Source organism: Nocardioides panaciterrulae (assembly GCF_013409645.1).
Lineage (GTDB): Bacteria > Actinomycetota > Actinomycetes > Propionibacteriales > Nocardioidaceae > Nocardioides > Nocardioides panaciterrulae.
On the sequence record NZ_JACCBG010000001.1, the window covers coordinates 3038479 to 3060279 of the forward strand.

The window sequence follows — 21801 nt, forward strand, 5'->3', positions numbered from 1 at the left end:
GTGAGCCTCGGCCCGCTGCCGCTGGCCGCGGTGCCGTTCGCCCACGGCATCGGCGGCGCCAAGGACCTGCCGGTCTCCCCCGAGCTGGCGATCGCCGGCGCGGTGGCCGCGCTGGTGGTCTCGTTCACGGTGCTCGCGGTCGCGTGGCGCGAGCCGCGGTACGACGCCGCGACGTCCGGCCGGCCCGCGCCGGGCCGGTTGACCCGGATCGTCGACTCGGCGGCCTGGGCGGTGCTGTGGCGGGTCGTGGGGATGCTGCTGCTGGCCTACACCGCGATGACGGCGGTGCTCGGAAAGGACCTGGTCACCAACCCGCTGTTCGGCATCTTCTACGTCTGGTGGTGGGTCGGCCTGGTGCCGGCCTCGCTGCTGTTCGGCCCGGTCTGGAAGGCGATCAGCCCGGTGCGGACGATCCACCTGGCCATCGCCCGGGTCTCCCGCAGCGACCCGGAGCGCGGGATGTACGACTACCCCGAGAAGCTCGGCCACTGGCCCGCGGCGGTCGGGCTGTTCGCGTTCGTCTGGATGGAGCTGGTCTACCCGCACGCCGTCGAGCTGGGGCCGGTGCGGCTGTGGTGCGCGGTCTACCTGGCCGTGATGATCGTCGGCGGCGCGCTGTTCGGCAGCCGGTTCTTCGAGTACGCCGACCCCTTCGAGGTCTACTCCAGCCTGGTGGGCCGGCTCTCGGTGTGGGGCCGCCGCGACGGGCTGCTGGTGCTGCGCAGCCCGCTGGCCAACCTCGACACGGTCCCGGTGCGCCGCGGCCTGGTCGCCGTCGTCGCCGTGCTGTTCGGCAGCACGGCGTTCGACTCCTTCAAGGACTCCGTCCCGTGGGTCACCCGCGTGCAGGACTCCCGGTGGCCGGCGTTCCTGCTCGACAACCTCGGGCTGCTCGGCTTCTGCCTCGTGGTCGGCCTGGTCTTCTCGCTGGGCTGCGTGCTCACCGGCGTCGGCGACGACCTGCGGCACCGCGAGCTGCCGAACCTGTTCGCCCACTCGGTGGTGCCGATCATCGTGGGCTACATCTTCGCCCACTACCTGACCTACCTCGTCGAGGTCGGCCAGCAGACGCTGATCGAGGCCTCCGACCCGTTCGGCACCGGCAGCAACTGGTTCGGGACCGCGGACCTGGGCGTGAACTACTGGCTCTCCTACCACCCGACGTTCCTCGCCAGCCTCAAGGTGCTCTGCGTGGTGCTCGGCCACGTCGTCGGCGTGATCGCGGCGCACGACCGGGCGGTCCGCATCCTGCCCCGGCGCCACCAGCTCACCGGTCAGCTGCCGCTGCTGCTCGCGATGGTGGCCTTCACCGTGGGCGGGCTCTACCTGCTCTTCGCCGCCTGAGCCGGGCCGGGGCGCGCGGCGCGGGCACCGAGCCGGACGGGCCGGGCGACCCCGGCGACGACCCCGGCGGCGAGCCCGAAGTCCCGGCCGTCCCCGCCGGCGCGAGCTCCGGGACCAGCGCGTCGACGACGGCCGCGACCGCGCGGGCCAGCGGGGAGTCCCCCACCTCGAGGAGCGTGCGACCGGCGACCAGCGCGCGGTCCACGGCGGCGCGGTCCTCGGGCAGGAAGTGCAGGTCGTGCACCCGCCCGAAGCCGGACACCATGCCGGCGAGCTCCTTCTCCGACCAGCCCAGCGTGGGCCGCATCCGGTTCACGACCACCCGCACCGGGCCGGTCAGCTCGCGCAGGTCCACCAGGCCGCGGGCCAGCCGGGAGAGCCCGACCGGGTCGGCGCTGCCGACCACGACCACCTCGTCGGCGACCTCGAGCGCGGCCAGCGTCAGCTGGTTGCGGGTGGGCCGGCCCAGGTCGGCCCCCGGGTCGGAGTCCAGGCCGAAGCCGGTGTCGACCACGACGAACCCCTGCTCGCGGCCGGCGTCCAGCAGCTCCTCCACGACGCCGGTCCGGACCTCGCTCCAGCGGTCGGGACGGGGCAGGCCGGTGATCACCGACAGGTGCGCGTCCAGGCTGCGCTGCACGCCGGCGAAGCCCTCGGCCAGGGTGCCGGCGGCGGCCAGCCGGGCCGCCGAGAGCAGTCCGGAGACCTCGTCCAGGATCCCGAGCTGCTGGGCGACGGCACCGCCGTACGGGTCCGCGTCGACGAGCACGGTGCGCAGCCGTCGCCGGGCGAGCTCCGCGGCCAGGCCGGCGGCCAGGGTGGTGCGGCCCGGAGCGCCGCCGGGGCCCCACACCGCGATCACGCGACCGGGCGGCACGTGCCCGACCGGCCCGGTGCCGGCCCGGGCTGCGGTGCCGGGCAGCGCGGGACCCGGCTGCCCCGGCTCGGCCCCGGCAGGCTCCGGAGCGGGCCGGTCGGCGGCGCAGACCGTCGCGGGCAGCGCGGCGAGGTCGGCCTCGAGCACGAGCGTGCGCAGCCCGATCCGCGCGGCCCGCAGCCGGGCCGCGTCGCCGTCGAGGCCGTCGGGCACCACCACGACCGGTTGCACGCCGTGGCGGCGCAGGTGCTCGGTGGCGGCGGCGTCCAGGCCCGGCGCGTCCAGACCGACCACGGCCACCCCCGCCTGCCCGGCCGTGGCGGCGGCGAGCAGGTCCGCGACGTCGACGCACCGCTTCAGCACCACGGTGCCGGGGTGCCCGCGGAGGTGCTCCAGCGCCCGGGACTCCCACGCCGCGCCGGCGGCCACGATCAGGACGACGACCACGCTCAGTCCCGGCGGACCACGGTGAGGACCGGGGTGTCGGTGGAGCCGAGCAGCCGGAAGAACGCCCGGGCGTCCTGCTCGCCGACGGCCAGCACGAGCTGTCGCTTGCCGCTGGCGGTGAAGCCCTGGTCCGGCGGCGGGGCGGAGACCACCCGCACCGCGGACAGCGCCGGGCCGTCGCGCGCCCCGGACGGCCCGGACGCCCCGGACGGTCCGGGCGCCGCTCGGCGGCTGCCCGTGCCGGCGCCGAGGAGCCAGACGTCGACGACCGAGCCCGGGCCCACCGAGGGCGGCACCTGGTCGCCCTCGACGGCGACGGGCACCTCGAGGGTGTCGGTGCGGTCGGCGGCCCCGATCGCGGCGCGCGGCAGCAGCTCGCCGGCCGACACGCCGCGGGCCAGGGTCAGGTCGGCGGGCAGCTGGTCGTCCACGGTGAAGTAGCCGGCACCGGTGTCGCCCTCGGCGAACCGCACCCGGGTCGCGGTCAGGTCCTCGGGCTGCACGGTCTCGCCGGCGGCGAGGTCCCGGTCCAGGGCCCACACCCGGGTGGTGTCGTCGGCGGCCCCGACCAGCCGGGCTCCGGCCACGACCGACACGGCGACGAGCAGGACACCGATCCACAGCCGTGGGTCGCGCCACCCGGCGCGGGGGGCCCTGGTCGCGGGCGGGCTCCCGGTCGCGCTCGTGGAGGTCGCGGGTGCCCCGAGGTCAGTGGCCACGCCGCCATGATGCCGCTGAACGGCGGTCGGGTCAGCCGGTTCTCCACAACGGCCCCGGGTCGGTCCCACCGGCGTCCGGCGCGAGGTGCGAGCATGGGGGCATGGCCGGCACGCCCCGATTCCTGACCCTGGCCGACGTGGCCGAGGTCCTCAACACCTCCAGCGCCCAGGTCTACGCCCTGGTGCGCCGCGGGGACCTGCCGGCGATCAAGATCGGCGGCCGGGGGCAGTGGCGGGTCGAGTCGGCACAGCTCGAGGAGTTCATCGCGCGGATGTACGCCGAGACCCGCGACTTCGTCGACCAGCACCCGTTCGTGGAGGCCGACCAGGCCCCGGAGTGACCCCGGGCCAGCCCGCAACGGCCGGGGCGGCCCGGGTCAGCCGACCTCGGAGCCGAGCGTGACCGGCACCTTGAGCTGGTCGCCGTCGCGCTCGACGGTGAACCGCACCGTCTCGCCGGGCTGGTGGGCGCGGATCGCCACGATCAGCGCGATCCCGTCGGTGACCCGTCGGCCGTCGACGGCGGTGATCACGTCGCCGTCCTCGAGGCCGGCCCGCTCCGCCGGGGTGCCGTGCAGCACCCTGGTCACCTGGGCGCCGGTGCCACCCTCCTCGCCGGTGCGCACCTGGGCACCGATGACCGGGTAGCGCGCCTCGCCGGTGCGCAGGATCTGGTCGGCGGTGACCTCGACCTGCTCGATCGGGATCGCGAAGCCCACCCCGATGTTGCCGGACTCGCCGTCGGTGCCGCTGCCGGTGGTGGCGATCGCCGAGTTCACGCCCACCACCTGGCCCCGCAGGTTGACCAGCGGGCCGCCCGAGTTGCCGGGGTTGATCGCCGCGTCGGTCTGGACCGCGTTGATGTACGACGACTCGCTGGCGCTGTCGCCGGTGGTGACCGGCCGGTGCAGGGCGCTGACGATCCCGGCCGTGACGGTGGAGCTCAGCCCCAGCGGGGAGCCGAACGCGACCACGCCGTCGCCGACCCGGAGCGCCTGGGAGGCGCCGAGCGGGGCCGGCTTGAGCTGGCGGATCCCGTCGGCGTAGAGCACCGCGAGGTCGTAGACCGGGCTCCGCCCCACGAGCGTGGCCTCGTAGCGGTTGCCGTCCTGGTCGACGATCTCGATCGGGCCGTCGTCGGAGGCCGCGTCGGCGACGACATGGTTGTTGGTGATCACGTGGCCCTGACGGTCCAGCACGAAGCCGGAGCCGGTGGCGCCGCCCTTCTGGCCGGCGTACTCCGCCGAGATCTGGACCGTGCTCGGCAGCATCGACTGTGCGACAGCGGCCACCGAGCCCTTCCGGGCGCTCAGCGGCGGGGTCGAGACGGTGTCCACCCCGGCGAGCCCGGAGCGCACGCTGCCCGGGTGCTGGGCGTTGAGGACGCTCTCGTAGGCCGCGCTGCCGAACACGCCGCCGACCACGCCCACCACCAGCGCGAGCGCGCACACCACCGGCCAGAGCGCGGCGGGCACCCTCCCGCGGGGCGCAGAAGGGGGCGCCGGGGCGGCCGGGAACGGTTCGTTGAGGTGGGGCGGCCCAAGAGGTGAGGGTCCGCCGGCCGGCTGGTGTCCCGGCTGGTGCGCCGGCGGCGGGTGGCCCGGCCAGTAGCCCGGCGGGGGCTGGTTCGTCGGGGGGAGCCACGACGGGGCGGCCGGCGGGCGGCCGGCGGACAACGGCCGCGTCGGCTCGGCGTCCGGCCCGACTTCCGGCCCCGCGTCCGGCCCCGCGTCCGGCCCGGTGTCGGGCCTCGGGTCGCTCTCGGGCTCGGGCGCGCGGCCCTCGTCGTCCTCGTTCACGCCCCTATCTTGGCGCGAACCCCGAAATCCGGTCGAACGCGGTCGTGCCCGCGCCGGTCGGAGCCTCAGCGGGCGGCGCGCGAGGAGTGGGCGGCGGGGGTCGCGGAGGCGCCGACGCTGGGCATCCGGCTGGGCACCCGGCTGGGCACCGGGCTGGGCACCGGGGCCACCAGCCGGGCGGTGGGCGGGTTGAGCTGGCTGACCGGCGCGCGCTGCTCCATGGTCGGGGCCTGAGCCGGCCCGACCCCGAGCACGAGGACGCCCATCACGGCCGCGCCCAGGGCACCGCCGCCGAGCGCGGCCAGCCCGGCGGTGCGGCGGGTGCCGGCCGGGCGGTGGTCCTCGAGGAACACGTCGGCGGCCACGGCCAGGCCACCACCGCCGGCACCGCCGCCACCGCCGAGCAGCGAGCCCTTGAGGTGGGCCGGGGCGTGCGCGCTACCGACGGAGAGCCCGGCCAGCCGGGTCTTGACCCAGCCCTCGCGCTCGATCAGGTCGCGGCACAGGTGGCAGGTGTGCACGTGCGACCAGGCCCGCTCGGTCTCCTCGGGGGAGAGCTGGCCGTCGAGCAGCGCGCTCACGCGGGAGCCGAGGTGTCCGATCACGTCGCCGTCGCCTGTCCGGTGAGCCCGGTCAGCCCGCCGTCGGGGACCCGCGGTCCGGAGTAGCGGGCCCGTCCGGGGGCGGGCGCGCGGTGCGCCAGCGCGCTGCGCAGCATCGCGCGGCCGCGGTGGATCCGGGACCGCACGGTGCCGAGCTTGGTGTCGAGGATCTCCGCGATCTCCTCGTAGGCGAGGCCCTCGACGTCGCACAGCACGACCGCGGCGCGGAAGTCCGGCGGCAGCGTCGCCAGCGCCCGCTCGATGTCGTCGTCGAAGGTCTGGTCGGCGTACGCCGCGTCCGGGCTGGGCGCCGAGCTCCTGAGGCGGTGGGCACGCTCGTCGGAGAGCGCGTCGAACCTGATCCGCTGCTTGCGCCGGGCCTGGTCGAGGAAGAGGTTGGTGGTGATCCGGTGCAGCCAGCCCTCGAAGGTGCCCGGCGTGTAGGTGTCGAGGGAGCGGAAGACCCGGACGAACACCTCCTGGGTCAGGTCCTCGGCGTCCGGGCGGTTGCCGGTCAGCCGGTAGGCCAGCCGGTAGACGCGGTCGGAGTGCCGCTCGACGATCTGGTCCCAGGTCGGCACGCCCTCGACGGCAGCGTCGGCCTCGCCGTCGCCCTCGCCGGCGCCGGCGTGGTTCCTGGGGTCCATGGGGGCCTCCTCGTCGCGCCGACGGTGCCTGCTCGATCCGGCCGTCGGTCCGGTGTGCCTGGAGAACAGCGTCCTGACCCTCTCACCGTAGGGGAGCCGACTGAGAAGACCCTGTGAGCAGGGTCCCGAGGCGGCGGGGCCGTTCGGCCCTCGTCAGCAGGAACGAGCGGCAGTCCGCCGGTGTTCCCGGGCCGGGGCCGGCACACGCGGTACGGTAACCCCCGCCGCCGTCGTCGCCCGCCGACGACGCATCGACCAGGAGGCCCGCCATCACCACGCCGATCAAGCCCGCGAGCTGGAGCTACGCCGAGGGGTTCGTGACCGAGGACGAGGCCCTGGCCTCGGCCCGGGCGCGGGCACAGGAGGTCGGGGTCGCCCCGATCGGCTCCGGCGGCGGCGCCGCGCTGCGCTTCCTGGCCTCGGCGCTCGACGCGCGCGCGGTGGTGGAGATCGGCACCGGCACCGGTGTCTCCGGCCTGTGGCTGCTGCGCGGCATGCGCGCGGACGGCGTGCTCACCACCGTCGACATCGAGGCCGAGCACCAGCGCCTGGCCCGCCAGTCCTTCGCCGACGCGGGCATCCCCCCGCAGCGCGCCCGCACCATCTCCGGCGCCGCTCTCGACGTGCTCCCCCGCCTCACCGACGGGCACTACGACCTGGTGTTCTGCGACGGCGACAAGCGGGAGTACGCCGCCTACCTCAAGGAGGCGCTGCGGCTGCTGCGTCCCGGCGGCGTGGTGGCCTTCGACAACGCGCTGTGGCACGACCGGGTCGCCGACCCCGCCCAGCGCGACCCCGAGACCGTGGCGATCCGCGACCTCGGCCGCGCCGTCGCCGAGCACGAGGACCTCGTCTCGGTGCTGCTGCCGGTCGGCGACGGACTACTGGTCGCCAAGAAGGAGTGGTCCCCCGAGGCCTGAGCCTCCCGGGGACCGCCGGCGCGGAGGCCGCGCCGGGCTCAGTACCGCGGGGCGGCGAGGAAGCCGTCGGCCCCCTCGGCGACCGCGACGACGTCGCACTCCTCGATCAGCACCGGGGAGCTGCCGACGATCTGCGAGCCCGGCGACTCGGCCGCGCCCTCGCTGAAGCTGCGCTGGAAGGCGGCCCGGGCCTCGTCGGTGGCGAAGACGTAGCAGCCCTCGAACCACTCCCCCGGCCGCATCCGCCAGGTCTTGAAGCGCAGCCCGTCCATGCCGGTGAAGCGGGCGTGCGAGCTGTCGGCGACGTACGACGCCAGCCGCTCCTCGACCCCCGCGGGGGCGTCGGCCAGCGACCAGCGGACGGTCAGCGCCTTCACGACAGCACCGCCAGGGGCTGCTCCGAGCCGAGCCACTGCAGCAGCGCGCGGGCGCCGTACCCGGTGGGGCCGGTCGTCCACTCGTAGTGCTCGCTCGGCGAGTCGCCGACCGAGGCCACGTCGAGGTGGGCCCAGGGCACGTCGCCGACGAAGTGCTGCAGGAACAGCGCGGCGGTGATCGCGCCCGGCCCGCCGGGCGCGTTGTCGGCGTCGGCGACCTCGGAGGCGAGCTTGTCCTCGTAGACCTCGGCCAGCGGGAGGCGCCACAGCGGCTCGCCGGCGGCCTCCGCGGCGGTGGCGACCACCTCCGCCAGCCCGTCGTGGTTGGCGAAGAAGCCGCCCAGGCGCTGGCCGAGCGCGACCTTCATCGCGCCGGTGAGCGTGGCGACGTCGACGATCGCGGCCGGCTTGACCTCGGCGACGGCGTAGGCGAGGGCGTCGGCCATCACCAGCCGGCCCTCGGCGTCGGTGTTGTTGACCTCGCTGGTGCGGCCGCCGTAGTGGCGGACGACGTCGCCGGGGCGCAGCGCGTTGCCGCTGACCGCGTTCTCGGCGGCGGCGATCAGGCCGACCACCTTCACGGGGCAGCCGAGCGCGCGCAGCGCGCCCATCACCGCGATGACGACGGCGCCGCCGGTCATGTCGCGCTTCATGTTGACCATCGCCTCGCCGGGCTTGATCGACAGGCCGCCGGAGTCGAAGGTGATGCCCTTGCCGACCAGGACGACGGTGGGGGTCTTGCGACCGGCCTTCGGCGGGCTGTAGTCGAGGCGGATCAGCCGCGGTGGGGTCGCCGAGGCCTGGCCGACGCCGACGATGCCACCGAAGCCCTCGGCGGCCAGCTGCTGCTCGTCCCACACGGTGATGCCGAGCGCGCACTCGCCGGCGACCTCGTGGGCCTGCTCGGCCAGCCAGGCGGGGTTCTTCAGGTTCGACGGGACCGTGGCGAGCATCCGCGCGCGCCAGCCGGCGCCGCCGAGGGCGAGGCCGCGCTCCAGCGCGGGGGCCAGCGCCTCGGGCTCGGGCAGGCCGGCGAGCACGACCCGGCGTACCGGCACCTGCTCGGGCGGCTGCGAGCGCCAGTGGAACGCGAAGGAGCCCAGCATCGCGCCGACCACGAACGCCTCCAGCCCGTCGGCCGTGGCCAGGGCCGGGACCGAGGTGGCCACGCTGTCGCGGTTGCGGGTCTCGCGGGCCAGCGCGGCGCCGGCGCGCCGGAAGTCGGCGGGCCGCTGGTCGCCGATGCCGACCAGCAGCACCCACCGCAGCCCGCTGTTGCCGGTCACGCCACCGGGCACCGGCAGCGAGACGACCTCGCCGGCCCGGCCGGTGCTGCCGTGCATCTCCAGCAGCGCCAGCAGGTCGGTCCCGACCAGGGTCGAGAGCTCCTCGGCGCCCGGGCCGATCAGGACGCCCCCGTCTGCCCCTTCTCCGGCCCCCTCTGCGGCCCCTTCTGCAGGCAGCACGGGCAGCGCGACGACCTCGGCTCCGAGGAAGGCGTGCGGCGCGGTCGCGCTGAGCGCGAACTCCGGCGGGGAGACCTGGGCGGGCAGGGACGTGGGGTTCTCAGAAGTGCTCACGACGGGTGCCGGCTCAGCCGACGACGTCCTTGAGAGCGTTCCCGAGCGCGCCCGCCTCCTCGGCGTTCAGCTCGACAACCAGGCGGCCCCCACCCTCGAGCGGGACGCGCATGACGATGCCGCGCCCTTCCTTGGTGACCTCCAGCGGACCGTCGCCCGTCCGCGGCTTCATGGCCGCCATCCGCGCACCTCTTCCTGTTGTCGTGTCACAGCGGTGCGAGGCCCGAACGACCCCGCACGCGACCATTATCCCCCATGTGGCCGGTGATGCGGCCCACAGGCCCCGTGCGTCTCCGGGCCGCCTCGTCGGCGGCTGCTGGCAGACTCCGTGCATGCACGCACGCTCCGCCCTCTTCGACGTGTACGGCGACCACCTGCGGTCCCGGGGCGACCAGGCGCCGGTGGCCGCGCTGGTGCGGCTGCTCGACCCGGTGGGCATCGCCGCGCCGGCGGTGCGGACCGCGATCTCGCGGATGGTCATGCAGGGCTGGCTGGAGGCAGCCCAGATCGGCACCGGCCGCGGCTACCGCGCCACGCCGCGCGCGATCCGCCGGCTCGACCAGGCCGCCCAGCGGATCTACCGGCGTGCCGAGGGGGCCTGGGACGGCAGCTGGCAGCTGGTGTTCGTCACGCCTCCCGCGGCCCGGCCGGCCCGGTCCCGGCTGCGCGCCGATCTGGTCTTCGTCGGGTACGCCGAGCTCGCCGAGCACGTCTGGGTCAGCCCCCGGCCGCGGGCCGAGCTGGACTCGCTGCTCGACCGCGCGGGCGCCACGGCCCGCACGGCCCGGGCCGTGGACTTCGTCCCGCCGCCCGTGGAGGCCTGGGACCTCGGTGCCCTGCGCACGGCGTACGCCCAGTGGCTGGAGACCGCCCCCCGCCTGATCGCCGACCACCTCGAGGGGCACGCCGAGCCCGACGAGGCGGCGTTCGCGGCGCGCTTCCACCTGGTGCACGAGTGGCGCAAGTTCCTCTTCGGCGACCCGGACCTGCCGCGCGAGCTGCTGCCGAAGGACTGGCCGGGATGGGCGGCCGCCGAGCTGTTCGCCACCGAGGCCGAGCGACTGCGGCCCGGGTCGGACCGGTTCGTGGCCTCCTGCCTGGGCGGGCCGCCCGGGCCGGCGAGCCCCGACCATCCGGCAGACTGCCTGCCATGACCGACCCCGCTGCCGACCCGTCCGTGCTCCTCGACCTCACCGACGGGGTCGCCACGATCACGCTGAACCGACCCGAGACCATGAACAGCCTGGACGTCGCCACCAAGGAGCTGCTGCTCGCGACGGTCCGGGAGGTCGCCGACGACCCGGCCGCCCGGTGCGTGGTGCTCACCGGCACCGGCCGGGCGTTCTGCACCGGGCAGGACCTCAAGGAGCACATCGAGATCCTGCGCAGCCAGGACAGCGCCTCGCTGTTCAGCACCGTTGACGAGCACTACAACCCGATCGTCAGCACCCTGGCCGGGATGGCCAAGCCGGTGATCGCCGCGGTCAACGGGGTCGCGGCCGGCGCCGGGGCCTCGCTGGCGTTCGCCAGCGACCTGCGGATCCTGGCCGACACCGCGGGCTTCAACCTCGCCTTCGCCAACGTCGCGCTGTCCTGCGACACCGGCGCCAGCTACCACCTGCAGCGGCTGGTTGGCCGCGCCCGGGCGCTGGAGCTGCTCTACTTCCCGCGCACGGTCAAGGCCGAGGAGTCCCTCTCGCTCGGGCTCGCCACCCGGGTGGTGTCCGCCGACGAGCTGTCCGCGACCGTGGCCGAGCTGGCCGGGCGGCTGGCGGCCGGGCCGACGGTCGCCCTCGGCGCGATGCGGCAGGCGGTGGCGTACGCCGCGGGGCACTCCTTCGAGGAGTCGCTGGCCTTCGAGAGCTCGATGATGACGCTCACCGGCGCCACCGAGGACCATGCCGCCGCCGTCGCCGCGTTCGTGGCCAAGGAGAAGCCGGTCTTCCACGGGCGCTGAGGCCCTGGGCGCCGGCTCGCTCGGGGGCGGTGGGCTCGGGGGCGGTGGCCTCGGGGGCAGTGGGCTCGGGTGCAGTCAGCCGCCGCGCCAGGACCGACCTGCGGACTGGCGACAAACCGCACCCCAGCCACCCTCCGACCTGCGGAATGTCACCATTCCGCAACCCAGCCACTCGGCCCGCCCCCGCCCCCGCCGCCGCCGAATGGCGACAGACCGCAACCCAGCCACCCCCAGATCTGCGGACTGTCGCCATTCCGCAACCAGGCCGCGCCGCAACCAGGCGCCGCGAGCGGAGGGTCAGCGGGCGACCCGCCGCGCGCCCCAGATCGACAGCACCTGCCGGGGCGCGCGGTGGCGCAGCAGCCGGCGCGACGGACGGTCGCCGTACTCGACGGTGAGCGCGGTGCCGTGGAACCAGTGGTTGAACCACATCGTCATCGTCCCGTGGCACACGCCACCGCAGGTGAACCGCTTGGCGGGCAGCCGCAGGTGCCGGCCGACCTTGCGGGCGAAGGCGGGCCGCTTGGTGTCGGTGTCCACGCCGTGCAGGGGCTGGTGGAAGCTGAGCACCCACCGGGGCTTGACCCAGCGCAGGAACCCCATCATCGCCCGGGTCTCCGGCTCGGAGGCCGCGTGCGTGCCGGACTCGTAGTTGCCGTCCAGGTCGCGCCACCCGCGGGGGTAGTTGCGGTTGAGGTCCACGCCGTGGGCGTTCTTGCGCGTGTGGTGCGCGGCGCCGTCGGGGTTGTAGGTCGGCACCACCCACAGGTTCACGCCGCGGATCGGCCTCCCGTCCCGCAGGACCTGCAGGATCTGGCGGGGCGCCTGCTCGTTGCCGTGCATGGTGGCGATCAGCACCACCTTCGGCTTCCCCGGCTGCCCGAGGTGCCAGGCGACGATCCTGCGGCCCTGCACCGAGTGGCCGATCGTGCGGGTCCCGAGCACCGCCGGGCGGGCCGGGGCGGGGGCGGCGGTGCGGGCGTACGCCGGGGCGCCGCCCGTTCCGCCGACGAGTCCACCGGCGGCCAGGGCCAGGGTGGTCAGCGCGATCCCGAGTCGTCTCATGATGACGACGCTCTCACACCGCCGAGGTGAGGTAGGCCCAGGTGAACACGCACACGCCGACGAACATCCCGACGTGCGCGAGCACCGAGAGGCCGGGCCCCTCCGACCAGCTGTCCCGGCGCGCCTCGTTGGCGTGCCGTCCGCGGCTGGGCATCCAGCGCACCAGGATCAGCAGCCCGGCGACCACCACCACCCACCACAGCGCGAGCGCGATGATGCCGGCGGTGGCGCTGCCGAGGGTCGAGTCCTCCCCGGCGACGAGGAACGCCGTCCACACCACCAGGGCGAGTACGCCGGCCACCGTGTGGACGTCGACGAGCCGCCGGCCCACCTCGAAGCGCCCGGCGCCGCCGGCCGGCCGGGCCAGGCGGACCCGGGTCAGCACGACCACGACGGCCGCCAGCACGGTCAGGACGTAGACGATGGCCGCGGTGGACATGGCGGGAAGTGTGCCCTACCCGGCGTCCTCGTCGCCACGACCCTCCCCGTCCACCGGCCGCTCGCCGTCCGCGGGCCCCTCGAGCTGGCTGGCGAGCCGGTCGAGCAGCGCGTCGACCTCGGACATCCGGTAGCCCCGCAGGGCCACGGAGAACCGGACCCGGCGCAGGTCCTCCGCCCTCAGCGGGCCGCCGGCGGGCACGGTCGCGTCCGGGCGGTCGTCGTACACCTCGGCCATCGGCGTGCCCCGGCCGGCGGCGACGACCGCCACCCCGCCGAGGACGAGCACGATCAGGATCGCGAAGACCCAGGTCACCAGCTCTCCCCGTCCCGCGCGGCCACCATCAGCGCCACCGCCTCGTCGAGGTCGTCGGTCAGCGTGAGCATGTCGAGGTCGGCCTCGGTGATCTTGCCGTCCGCGAGCACGGTCCCACGCAGCCAGGCCAGCAGCCCCGACCAGTACTCCACGCCGACCAGCACGATCGGGAACCGGGTGACCTTGCGGGTCTGCGCGAGCGTCAGCGCCTCGAACGTCTCGTCCAGCGTGCCGATGCCGCCGGGCAGCACCAAGAAGCCCTGGGAGTACTTCACGAACATCGTCTTGCGGGCGAAGAAGTAGCGGAAGTTGATGCCCTTGTCGACCCACGGGTTCAGGCCGGACTCGAAGGGCAGCTCGATCCCGAGGCCGACGCTGAGCCCGTCGGCCTGGGAGGCGCCCTTGTTGGCGGCCTCCATGGCGCCCGGGCCGCCGCCGGTGATGACCGCGAAGCCCGCCTCGACCAGCTTGCGGCCGGCCTCCTCGGCGAGCGCGTACGTCGGGTCGTCGGGCGCGGTCCGGGCCGAGCCGAAGACCGCGATCGCGGGGCCGAGCTCGGCCAGCGCCCCGAACCCCTCGACGAACTCGGCCTGGATCCGCAGCACCCGCCAGGGGTCCTGGTGCACCCAGTCGCTCGGGCCCCGGGTGTCGAGCAGCCGCTGGTCGGTGGTGCTCGCCTCCTGGGCCTGCCCGCGCCGCCGCAGGATCGGCCCGGTCAGCTTGTCCATCACGAGGCGGCTCCCGGCCCGGCTTCCGGCCCAGCGTCCGGCCCAGCGTCCGGCCCGGCGCCCAGCCAGGCGCGCAGCAGCCGCTCGCACCGCTCGATGTGCTCGACCGGGACCTGCTCGTCCTGCTTGTGGGCGTAGAGCGGGTCCCCGGGCCCGAAGTTCACCGCGGGCACGCCGAGCCCGCTGAACCGGGCGACGTCGGTCCAGCCGAACTTCGGGTGGGCCTCGCCGCCGACCGCGTCGAGGAACGCCTTCGCGGCGGGCAGGTGCAGGCCGGGCAGCGCGGCGGGGGCGCTGTCGGTGACGACCACGTCGTACCCGTCGAAGAACTCGCGCAGGAACGCCTCCGCCTCGGCCTCGCTGCGGTCGGGGGCGAACCGGTGGTTGACCTCGACCACGCACGCGTCGGGGATGACGTTGCCGGCGACGCCGCCGCGGATCGCGACCGCGTTGAGGCCCTCGTGGTAGGTCAGCCCGTCGATCACCGGCCGCCGCGGCTCGTAGCCGGCCAGCCGGTTCAGGATCCCCGCGGCGGCGTGGATCGCGTTCTCCCCCTGCCAGCTGCGTGCCGCGTGGGCGCGCACACCGGTGGTGCGGACGTCGACGCGGATCGTGCCCTGGCAGCCCGCCTCGACACCGGCGTTGGAGGGCTCCATCAGGATCGCGAAGTCGCCGGCCATCAGCTCCGGCGCGCTGGCCGCCAGCTTGTTCAGGCCGTTGTGCGCCTCCTCGACCTCCTCGGCCTCGTAGAGGATGAAGGTCAGGTCGCGGTTGGGCTCCGGCACGGTCGCGGCGATCTTGAGGATGACCGCGTCGCCGCCCTTCATGTCGCAGGTGCCGAGGCCGTGCAGCAGGTCGCCCTCGCGGCGGGCCGGCAGGTTGTCGTTGAGCGGCACGGTGTCGAGGTGTCCGGCGATCACCACCCGCTCGGCGCGCCCGAGGTCGGTGCGGGCCACGATCGTGTGCCCGTGCCGGCTGACCTGCAGGTGGCCGAGCGCCCGCAGCGCCTCCTCCACCGCGTCGGCGATCTCCCGCTCGTGGTGGCTCACCGACTCGATGTTGACCAGCTGCTCGGTGAGCGCGACGACGTCGGCGGACAGGTCGAGACGTGGCATGGCCCCATCCAACCACCCGCCGCCCGGTTGAGTTGGGCCCGCCACCGCGTTGAGTTGGGCCCGCCACCGCGTTGAGTTGGGCCCGCCGCCGGGCCGGCGGGGCACAAGGCCCAACTCGGACCGGCACAAGGCCCAACTCGGACCGGCGCGGGGCCCAACTCAACATTCAGGCGCGGGCGACCCGGATGCTCGCCTTCTCGTTGTCGCCGACGGTGACGGTGACGGTCGCGCCGCTGCCCTCGCCGGGGCCGCCGTCCTCGACCACCTCGTACGACGTGGCCAGGGTCTCGCCGGCGATCAGCGCCTCGTGGGTGCGGGCCGCCTCCTGCACGGCCGTCGAGCCGCCGAGGACCAGCGCGATCCGGTCCGAGACGTCCAGGCCGGCGTCGCGGCGGGCCTGCTGGACCGCGCGGACCAGGTCGCGGGCCAGGCCCTCGGCCGCCAGCTCAGGCGTCACGGTGGTGTCCAGCACGACGAAGCCGCCGGCGGCCAGCATGCCGACCGCCGCCCCCTCGTCGGCGGAGCCGGCGACGGTCTCGAGGGTGAACTCCCCCTCGACCAGCGCCAGCCCACCGGCGGTGACGGTGCCGTCGTCGGCGACCGACCAGTCGCCGGACTTCGAGCCCTTGATCGCGGTCTGCACGTCGCGCCCCAGCCTCGGGCCGGCCGCGCGGGCGTTGACGGTCAGCTTCCGCGAGACGCCGTACGACGCCGCCTCGGGCGCGTCGGCGTCCAGCAGCCGCACCGACTTCACGTTCACCTCGTCGGCGACGATCGACTCGAAGCCGGCCAGCGACGCGGCGTCGGCCACCACGACCGTGAGCTGCGCGAGCGGCAGCCGGTTGCGCAGGCTGCCGGCCTTGCGCAGCGCCGACGTGGCCGAGCAGACCTCGCGCACCTCGTCCATCGCCGCGACCAGCGCGTCGTCGCCGGGCAGGTCCTCGACGGCCGGCCAGTCGGCCAGGTGCACCGAGCGGCCGCCGGTCAGCCCCCGCCAGACCTCCTCGGTGGTCAGCGGCATCAGCGGGGCGGTCACCCGGCAGACCACCTCCAGCACGGTGTGCAGGGTGTCGAAGGCGTCGCGGTCGAGGTCGCCGTCCGCCGCCCAGAACCGCTCGCGCGAGCGCCGGATGTACCAGTTGGTCAGCACGTCGAGGAACGAGCGCGTGGAGTCGCACGCGTTCGCCACCTCGTAGTCGTCCAGCTGCTCGGTCATCGCCCCGACGTACTGGCGCAGCTTGGCCAGGATGTAGCGGTCCATCGGGTGGCTGGAGTCGGTGCGCCACTGCGCGTCGTACCCCTGCCCGTCGGCACCGCCGGCCGCGTTGGCGTAGAGCGAGAGGAAGTACCAGCTGTTCCACAGCGGGATCAGCACCTGCCGCACCGAGTCGCGGATGCCCTGCTCGGTGACGACCAGGTTGCCGCCGCGCAGGATCGGGCTGGACATGAGGAACCAGCGCATCGCGTCGGCGCCGTCGCGGTCGAAGACCTCGCGCACGTCGGGGTAGTTGCGCAGCGACTTCGACATCTTGTTGCCGTCCGAGCCGAGCACGATGCCGTGGCTCAGGCAGGTCGCGAAGGCCGGCTTGTCGAAGATCGCGCTGGCCAGGATGTGCAGCGTGTAGAACCAGCCGCGGGTCTGGCCGATGTACTCGACGATGAAGTCGGCCGGGAAGTGCCCGACCTTGGACCCGTCCTCGGCACCCGCGAACCACTCCGCGCTCTCGAACGGGTAGTGCACCTGGGCGAAGCTCATCGAGCCGGAGTCGAACCACACGTCGAGCACGTCGGGGACCCGGCGCATCATCGACTTGCCCTCCTCGATCGACCGGGGGTCGTCGGGGTTGGGCCGGACCAGGTCGTCGACGAAGGGCCGGTGCAGGTCCGGGTTGCCGTCCTGGTCCCGCGGCAGCCGGCCGAAGTCGCGCTCGAGCTCCTCGAAGCTGCCGTAGACGTCGAGGCGGGGGTACGTCGGGTCGTCGCTCTTCCACACCGGCACGGGCGAGCCCCAGAACCGGTTGCGGGTGATCGACCAGTCCCGGGCGTTCTCCAGCCACTTGCCGAACTGGCCGTGCTTGATGTGCTCGGGCACCCAGCGGATCTTGTCGTTCAGCTCGAGCATCCGCTGCTTGACCGCGGTCACCTCGACGAACCACGACGAGACGCCCTTGTAGATCAGCGGCTGGCGGCACCGCCAGCAGTGCGGGTAGGAGTGGTCGTAGGTCTCGCGACGCAGCAGCACGGTGCCGGGCGTGACCGCCCCCTGCTCCGCCGACACGCCCCGGGTGGCGGCCTTGAGGTGGTCGATCACGTGCAGGTTGGCGTCGAAGACCTGCATGCCCTCGTAGTCGGTGACCGGGAACGTGAACCGGCCGTCCTTGCCGACCGGCATCACCGGCTCGATGCCCTCGCGGTCGGTGACCTCCTTGTCGATCTCACCGAACGCGCCGGCGGTGTGCACCAGGCCCGTGCCGTCGGTGGTCGTCACCGCGTCGTTGGCGGCCACCACCCGGAAGGCCGCGCCGTGCTCCGGCGAGGCGTGGTCGAGGTAGTAGGAGAACGGCGGGGTGTAGGTGCGCCCGACCAGCTCGCTGCCCTTGAGCCGGCGTACCACCTGCTGGGAGACGTCCTCGACGTCCTCGTTGCGCAGCTCGCGGGAGTAGGTCGCCAGCCGCGCCTCGGCCAGCACGTAGCGCTCGGTGACGCCGGTGTAGTCGGACTCGACCACGACGTAGTCGATGTCCTCGCCGACCATCACCGCGAGGTTCGAGGTCAGCGTCCACGGCGTGGTGGTCCAGATCAGCAGCAGCGCGCCGGCGAGGTCGTCGTCCGGGCCGGTGCCGTCCATCCGGTAGCCGACCGTCACCGCGGGGTCCTGGCGGTTCTGGTAGACGTCGTCGTCCATCCGCAGCTCGTGGTTGGACAGCGGCGTCTCGTCGTTCCAGCAGTACGGCAGGACCCGGAAGCCCTCGTAGACCAGGCCCTTCTCGTGCAATTGCTTGAAGGCCCAGATCACCGACTCCATGTAGTCGGGGTTCATGGTCCGGTAGTCGTTGTCGAAGTCGACCCACCGCGCCTGCCTGGTGACGTACTCGCGCCACTCGCCGGTGTACTTCATCACCGACTCGCGACAGGCGGCGTTGAACTTCTCGATGCCGAGCTCGAGGATCTCGTCGGTGGTCTTGATCCCGTTGAGGCGCATCGCCTCCAGCTCGGCGGGCAGCCCGTGGGTGTCCCAGCCGAAGCGGCGCTCGACGCGCTTGCCGCGCATCGTCTGGTAGCGCGGGATCAGGTCCTTGACGTAGCCGGTCAGCAGGTGGCCGTAGTGCGGCAGCCCGTTGGCGAACGGCGGGCCGTCGTAGAAGACGAACTCGTTCTCGCCGCGCTCGCCGGGGTCGCGCTGCTCGACGCTGGCGGCGAAGGTGCCGTCCTGCTCCCAGTACGCCAGCACCCGCTCCTCGATCTCCGGGAACCTCGGGGAGGAGGGGACGTTGCTCGAGCCTGCGGTGGAGACCTTGGGATAGGTCACGGGTCATCTCCTGGTACGTCGTCGCGCTGGCCGGCGCGAGGACGATCCGAGGACCGCGGTACCACCTCGCTTGTCGCTGCCCGGTGCCGACTAGCTCGACCACCGGGGGAACGACCGCTCGTTCACGGCTGTGACGGGCCTACCCGTCCGGTTCTACTGGGCGCGCCCCCGGGTCGGGGCCGCTGTTCTTCCGGAGGCATCGCCGCTGATGACGGCTCGAGCGCCTGTGCTGCAGATGGTACGGCGTGGGCCGGGCCGCACGGAAACCGATTGCCTCGTGCCGGCGACTCAGACGTGCCGCGGGGTCAGCCAGACGCGCTCGAGCGCGCTGTGCCGGAAGGCCAGGTGGCCGTACGGCGTGACCTCGAGCAGGAGCCGGCGCGGATGCGTGGCGTCGAGGCGCACGCGCACCGCGATGCGCGCCGACTCCCCGTTGTCCAGGGGCGTGGCGATGCAGCCGCGGCGCACCCTGACCTGGTGGCCGCGACCCCGGATCCGTACGCCGTCGATCGGGCTGCCGAAGCTCCTCACCCGCAGGTGCAGGGTCTGCCAGCGGTGCGGCGTGACCCGGGTACCGCGGATCCTGTCGAGCCGCAGCGAGGCTCCGGGGTCCGCGATCACGTGGCCGGCGACCCTGCCGTCCAGCCGGTCGTAGGTCTGCCCACCGTCGGGAGACGTCAGCCACACGGCGCCGCAGCTCCATGGCTCCGCACCGAGCGCGGAGGTCCCGCTCACCTCGATCTCCGGGGTCGCGGCCGGGGCCACCGGGTCCCACGTGGGCACGGTGGTCTCCCAGGCCGGCACGCACGAACCCGCCTCGTCGGGCGACCCGAGGGCCACGTGCAGGGTCGCCACGTCGTCCGCGGTCGGCACGTCACCCAGCTGGACCTGCACCTCGACCTCGACGTCCGCGCCGTACAGCACGGAGCCGCTGGCGGAGACCAGGGCGTGCGTGGGCTCACTCGACGGCGTCACCCCGTCCGGACGTTGGTCGAAGGTCCAGAAGTCCACCATGTCCGCCGACGCCGGGCTCCCGGTGATCAGGGGAAGACCGGTCGCCACGAGAAGGGCCACGCAGGCGAGCGGCCAGCTGCGGAACGGTCGTTGCATGGGCGCACGATAGCCGCTCCTCGGGGCTCCGCACGGTCGATTGCGCGCACCCGAGGGCCCAGACCGGCCCGCCCCTCGGGCCCCCCGTCGGGCGCTAAGGAGAGGGGCGCAGGTGTGCCCTTCTCCTTAGCGCCCGCAGGGGTGTCGGCATGATCGCCGTCCCCCGGCAATCCGGGGCGGGATCCCGGGCGGGCTGCGGCCCGGCGTCCGTCCGTAGACTTGCCGGCCATGACCTCCCCCGTCACCGGTCCAGCCCACGGCCATGGCCTCACCACCCTCGACTCCGAGGGCACGGTGCTCGACGTGTGGTTCCTCGAGCCCGCGCTCGGCGCCCCCCAGGAGGGCGCGCAGGCGCCTGGCGAGCTGACCGCGCTCGAGGGCAGGGACGACGTCCGCGGGGTCAGCCGGGAGGTCCGGCTGGTCGAGATCGCCGACCTGCAGGCGGCCCCGGCGACCACCGAGGACGTCTGGCTGCGGCTGCACCTGCTCTCGACCCGCCAGGTCCGGCCGCACTCGATCAACATGGAGGGCGTCTTCGGGCTGCTCACCAACGTCGTGTGGACCTCGGCCGGCCCGTGCGCGGTGGCCGGCTTCGAGACCACCCGTGCCCGGCTGCGCGCGAGCGGCCAGCACGTGACCGTGTTCGGCGTGGACAAGTTCCCGCGGCTGGTCGACTACGTGCTGCCCACCGGCGTCCGCATCGCCGACGCCGACCGGGTCCGCCTCGGCGCCCACCTGGCCGAGGGCACCACGGTGATGCACGAGGGCTTCGTGAACTACAACGCCGGCACGCTCGGCGCCTCGATGGTCGAGGGCCGGATCTCCGCCGGCGTGGTCGTCGGCGACGGCTCCGACGTGGGCGGCGGCGCCTCGATCATGGGCACGCTGTCCGGCGGCGGCAAGGAGACCATCTCGATCGGCGAGCGCTGCCTGCTCGGCGCGAACGCCGGGCTGGGCATCTCGCTCGGCGACGACTGCGTGGTGGAGGCCGGCTGCTACGTCACCGCCGGCACCAAGGTGACGATCAAGGACATCGACAGCAAGCCCAAGGTCGTCAAGGCGCTGACCCTCTCCGGGGCCAGCAACGTGCTGTTCCGCCGCAACTCGGTGTCCGGCGCGGTCGAGGCGGTGCCGTGGAAAAGCGAGGGCGTGGCGCTCAACGCCTCGCTCCACGCCAACTAGCGGCCCGGCACCGGTGAGGTCCCGATGAGGCTACGCACCGCCGCCGGGCTGGCCGCCGCGGCGGCGCTCGTCGTGGTCGCGGTCACCGGCTACTTCGTGCTGCACCACGTCGGCCCGCTGCTGCCGCGCGCCGACTGCACCGCGACCGTGGCCGGCCGCACCGTCGACCTGAGCCAGGAACAGGCCGAGAACGCCGCGCTGATCACGGCGGTCTCCGTGCAGCGCGGGATGCCGGCGCGCGCGGCCTCGATCGCGCTCGCGACGGCGTACCAGGAGTCGAAGCTCTACAACCTCGAGCAGGGCGACCGCGACTCGGTCGGGCTGTTCCAGCAGCGCCCGTCGCAGGGCTGGGGCACCCGCCGGCAGCTGATGAACCCCTACTACGCGACCACCGCGTTCTACGACGCGCTGGACAAGGTGCACGGCTACGACACGATGCGGATCACCGAGGCGGCCCAGGAGGTGCAGCGCTCCGGCTTCCCCGAGGCGTACGCCGCGCACGAGAGCGACGCTCGCGTGCTGGCCTCGGCGCTGACCGGGAACTCGCCCCACGCGTTCAGCTGCACCGTCGACGGCGACGTGGCCCCAGCCAGCCGCAAGCTCGACGCCCAGGGCCTGACCCGCCGCGCGGCCAGGGTCCGCCGGGAGGTGGAGGCGGTCTTCGGCAAGCAGTCGCTGGGCGGCTTCGCCCCCGGGGGCGTCTCCAGCGGCCACATGGGTGGCTCGGCGCACTACGACGGCCGCGCGATCGACATCTTCGAGCGGCCGGTCACCGCCCAGCACAAGATCCGGGGCTGGGCGATCGCGCAGTACCTCGTCGCCCAGGCCGACCGGCTCGACATCGAGCACGTGATCTTCGACGGCCGGATCTGGTCCGCCGACTCCTCCGCCGACGGCTGGCGGACCTACACGCCGCCGGAGCGGTCCGGCGACCGGGCGGTGCTCGAGCACCGCGACCACGTGCACGTCGACGTCTTCGCGTGACGATTCGGTTGCGGTCAGCGGACACAACGAACTAAATCTCACGGAGAATCGGACACTCGCCGATG

The 21801-nt window shown here is 74.1% G+C and carries 22 protein-coding genes; 7 read left to right on the forward strand and 15 right to left on the reverse strand.

What is annotated here, in order from left to right; all coding sequences use genetic code 11:
* A complete protein-coding gene (locus BJZ21_RS14460; protein WP_343052151.1) occupies positions 1-1344 on the forward strand; it encodes a hypothetical protein in 1344 nt (447 codons plus the stop codon).
* On the opposite strand, the gene BJZ21_RS21095 is transcribed toward BJZ21_RS14460, so the two are convergent.
* A complete protein-coding gene (locus BJZ21_RS21095; protein ID WP_179664390.1) occupies positions 1307-2668 on the reverse strand; it encodes a nucleotide-binding protein in 1362 nt (453 codons plus the stop codon). The two genes, BJZ21_RS14460 and BJZ21_RS21095, sit on opposite strands and share 38 nt — an antisense overlap.
* Positions 2669-2670: 2 nt before the next feature.
* Positions 2671-3387 (reverse strand): SAF domain-containing protein, encoded by a 717-nt coding sequence (locus tag BJZ21_RS14470; protein ID WP_179664391.1) that lies wholly within the window; start codon positions 3385-3387, stop codon positions 2671-2673.
* Between the two features lie 101 nt (positions 3388-3488).
* Between BJZ21_RS14470 and BJZ21_RS14475 the strand changes: the two genes are divergently transcribed.
* On the forward strand, positions 3489-3728 hold the full coding sequence (locus BJZ21_RS14475; protein ID WP_179664392.1) for a helix-turn-helix domain-containing protein: 240 nt from the start codon (positions 3489-3491) through the stop codon (positions 3726-3728).
* A 36-nt stretch (positions 3729-3764) separates the two neighbouring features.
* Here BJZ21_RS14475 and BJZ21_RS14480 read toward each other — a convergent pair whose 3' ends face one another.
* The 3 genes from BJZ21_RS14480 to sigE all read right to left on the reverse strand — a co-directional run bounded on the left by BJZ21_RS14480 (position 3765) and on the right by sigE (position 6435).
* Positions 3765-4862 (reverse strand): trypsin-like peptidase domain-containing protein, encoded by a 1098-nt coding sequence (locus tag BJZ21_RS14480; RefSeq protein ID WP_179664393.1) that lies wholly within the window; start codon positions 4860-4862, stop codon positions 3765-3767.
* A 389-nt stretch (positions 4863-5251) separates the two neighbouring features.
* The gene (locus BJZ21_RS14485; protein ID WP_179664394.1) at positions 5252-5791 is read right to left on the reverse strand and encodes an anti-sigma factor; all 540 of its coding nucleotides are present in this window, start codon (positions 5789-5791) and stop codon (positions 5252-5254) included.
* Positions 5788-6435, reverse strand: a complete 648-nt coding sequence (sigE, locus tag BJZ21_RS14490; protein WP_179664395.1) for an RNA polymerase sigma factor SigE — start codon at positions 6433-6435, stop codon at positions 5788-5790. Before sigE ends, BJZ21_RS14485 begins: the two co-directional genes overlap by 4 nt.
* Positions 6436-6752: 317 nt before the next feature.
* On the opposite strand from sigE, the gene BJZ21_RS14495 reads away from it, so the two are divergent.
* Positions 6753-7355 carry an O-methyltransferase gene (locus BJZ21_RS14495; protein WP_343052152.1) on the forward strand — a complete coding sequence of 201 codons (603 nt, stop codon included), beginning with the start codon at positions 6753-6755 and terminating at the stop codon, positions 7353-7355.
* Positions 7356-7393: 38 nt separating this feature from the next.
* On the opposite strand, the gene BJZ21_RS14500 is transcribed toward BJZ21_RS14495, so the two are convergent.
* The 3 genes from BJZ21_RS14500 to BJZ21_RS14510 are packed head-to-tail and all read right to left on the reverse strand — an operon-like array spanning position 7394 to position 9493.
* Positions 7394-7732, reverse strand: coding sequence for a hypothetical protein (locus BJZ21_RS14500; protein WP_179664396.1), 339 nt, complete (start codon positions 7730-7732; stop codon positions 7394-7396).
* Positions 7729-9312, reverse strand: a complete 1584-nt coding sequence (locus BJZ21_RS14505; RefSeq protein WP_179664397.1) for a M17 family peptidase N-terminal domain-containing protein — start codon at positions 9310-9312, stop codon at positions 7729-7731. Before BJZ21_RS14505 ends, BJZ21_RS14500 begins: the two co-directional genes overlap by 4 nt.
* Before the next feature lie 13 nt (positions 9313-9325).
* The gene (locus tag BJZ21_RS14510) at positions 9326-9493 is read right to left on the reverse strand and encodes a DUF3117 domain-containing protein (protein ID WP_081795029.1); all 168 of its coding nucleotides are present in this window, start codon (positions 9491-9493) and stop codon (positions 9326-9328) included.
* Between the two features lie 151 nt (positions 9494-9644).
* On the opposite strand from BJZ21_RS14510, the gene BJZ21_RS14515 reads away from it, so the two are divergent.
* Positions 9645-10466 (forward strand): PaaX family transcriptional regulator, encoded by an 822-nt coding sequence (locus tag BJZ21_RS14515; RefSeq protein ID WP_179664398.1) that lies wholly within the window; start codon positions 9645-9647, stop codon positions 10464-10466.
* On the forward strand, positions 10463-11269 hold the full coding sequence (locus BJZ21_RS14520; protein WP_179664399.1) for an enoyl-CoA hydratase/isomerase family protein: 807 nt from the start codon (positions 10463-10465) through the stop codon (positions 11267-11269). The genes BJZ21_RS14515 and BJZ21_RS14520 overlap by 4 nt, the downstream gene beginning before the upstream one ends.
* A gap of 297 nt (positions 11270-11566) precedes the next feature.
* Here the strand turns inward: BJZ21_RS14520 and BJZ21_RS14525 are convergent, their stop codons facing one another.
* The 7 genes from BJZ21_RS14525 to BJZ21_RS14555 form a co-directional block, all read right to left on the reverse strand.
* Positions 11567-12334 carry a M14 family zinc carboxypeptidase gene (locus tag BJZ21_RS14525; protein ID WP_179664400.1) on the reverse strand — a complete coding sequence of 256 codons (768 nt, stop codon included), beginning with the start codon at positions 12332-12334 and terminating at the stop codon, positions 11567-11569.
* 13 nt (positions 12335-12347) lie between these two features.
* Positions 12348-12773 (reverse strand): hypothetical protein, encoded by a 426-nt coding sequence (locus BJZ21_RS14530; protein ID WP_179664401.1) that lies wholly within the window; start codon positions 12771-12773, stop codon positions 12348-12350.
* 15 nt (positions 12774-12788) lie between these two features.
* Complete coding sequence (locus tag BJZ21_RS14535; RefSeq protein WP_425490537.1) at positions 12789-13061, reverse strand: DivIVA domain-containing protein; 273 nt, start codon at positions 13059-13061, stop codon at positions 12789-12791.
* A 23-nt stretch (positions 13062-13084) separates the two neighbouring features.
* Positions 13085-13816 carry an LOG family protein gene (locus BJZ21_RS14540; RefSeq protein ID WP_179664403.1) on the reverse strand — a complete coding sequence of 244 codons (732 nt, stop codon included), beginning with the start codon at positions 13814-13816 and terminating at the stop codon, positions 13085-13087.
* Entirely contained in the window at positions 13816-14931 is a 1116-nt protein-coding gene (dapE, locus tag BJZ21_RS14545; protein ID WP_179664404.1) for a succinyl-diaminopimelate desuccinylase, read from the reverse strand. Before dapE ends, BJZ21_RS14540 begins: the two co-directional genes overlap by 1 nt.
* A gap of 166 nt (positions 14932-15097) precedes the next feature.
* Positions 15098-18460: an isoleucine--tRNA ligase gene (gene ileS / locus BJZ21_RS14550; protein ID WP_179664405.1), complete on the reverse strand. Its 3363-nt coding sequence runs from the start codon at positions 18458-18460 to the stop codon at positions 15098-15100.
* Between the two features lie 288 nt (positions 18461-18748).
* Positions 18749-19570 (reverse strand): hypothetical protein, encoded by an 822-nt coding sequence (locus BJZ21_RS14555; RefSeq protein WP_179664406.1) that lies wholly within the window; start codon positions 19568-19570, stop codon positions 18749-18751.
* A 228-nt stretch (positions 19571-19798) separates the two neighbouring features.
* Between BJZ21_RS14555 and dapD the strand changes: the two genes are divergently transcribed.
* Positions 19799-20752 (forward strand): 2,3,4,5-tetrahydropyridine-2,6-dicarboxylate N-succinyltransferase, encoded by a 954-nt coding sequence (dapD, locus tag BJZ21_RS14560; RefSeq protein ID WP_179664407.1) that lies wholly within the window; start codon positions 19799-19801, stop codon positions 20750-20752.
* 24 nt (positions 20753-20776) lie between these two features.
* Entirely contained in the window at positions 20777-21736 is a 960-nt protein-coding gene (locus tag BJZ21_RS14565) for a VldE C-terminal domain-containing protein (protein ID WP_179664408.1), read from the forward strand.
* Positions 21737-21801 lie beyond the last annotated feature (65 nt).

Coding starts and splice junctions, on each gene's coding strand:
- BJZ21_RS14475 (WP_179664392.1), top strand. CDS start 3,489: ATGGCCGGCACGCCCCGATTCCTGACCCTGGCCGACGTGGCCGAGGTC.
- sigE (WP_179664395.1), bottom strand. CDS start 6,435: ATGGACCCCAGGAACCACGCCGGCGCCGGCGAGGGCGACGGCGAGGCC.
- BJZ21_RS14510 (WP_081795029.1), bottom strand. CDS start 9,493: ATGGCGGCCATGAAGCCGCGGACGGGCGACGGTCCGCTGGAGGTCACC.
- BJZ21_RS14515 (WP_179664398.1), top strand. CDS start 9,645: ATGCACGCACGCTCCGCCCTCTTCGACGTGTACGGCGACCACCTGCGG.
- BJZ21_RS14520 (WP_179664399.1), top strand. CDS start 10,463: ATGACCGACCCCGCTGCCGACCCGTCCGTGCTCCTCGACCTCACCGAC.
- BJZ21_RS14525 (WP_179664400.1), bottom strand. CDS start 12,334: ATGAGACGACTCGGGATCGCGCTGACCACCCTGGCCCTGGCCGCCGGT.
- BJZ21_RS14530 (WP_179664401.1), bottom strand. CDS start 12,773: ATGTCCACCGCGGCCATCGTCTACGTCCTGACCGTGCTGGCGGCCGTC.
- BJZ21_RS14540 (WP_179664403.1), bottom strand. CDS start 13,816: ATGGACAAGCTGACCGGGCCGATCCTGCGGCGGCGCGGGCAGGCCCAG.
- dapE (WP_179664404.1), bottom strand. CDS start 14,931: ATGCCACGTCTCGACCTGTCCGCCGACGTCGTCGCGCTCACCGAGCAG.
- BJZ21_RS14555 (WP_179664406.1), bottom strand. CDS start 19,570: ATGCAACGACCGTTCCGCAGCTGGCCGCTCGCCTGCGTGGCCCTTCTC.
- dapD (WP_179664407.1), top strand. CDS start 19,799: ATGACCTCCCCCGTCACCGGTCCAGCCCACGGCCATGGCCTCACCACC.
- BJZ21_RS14565 (WP_179664408.1), top strand. CDS start 20,777: ATGAGGCTACGCACCGCCGCCGGGCTGGCCGCCGCGGCGGCGCTCGTC.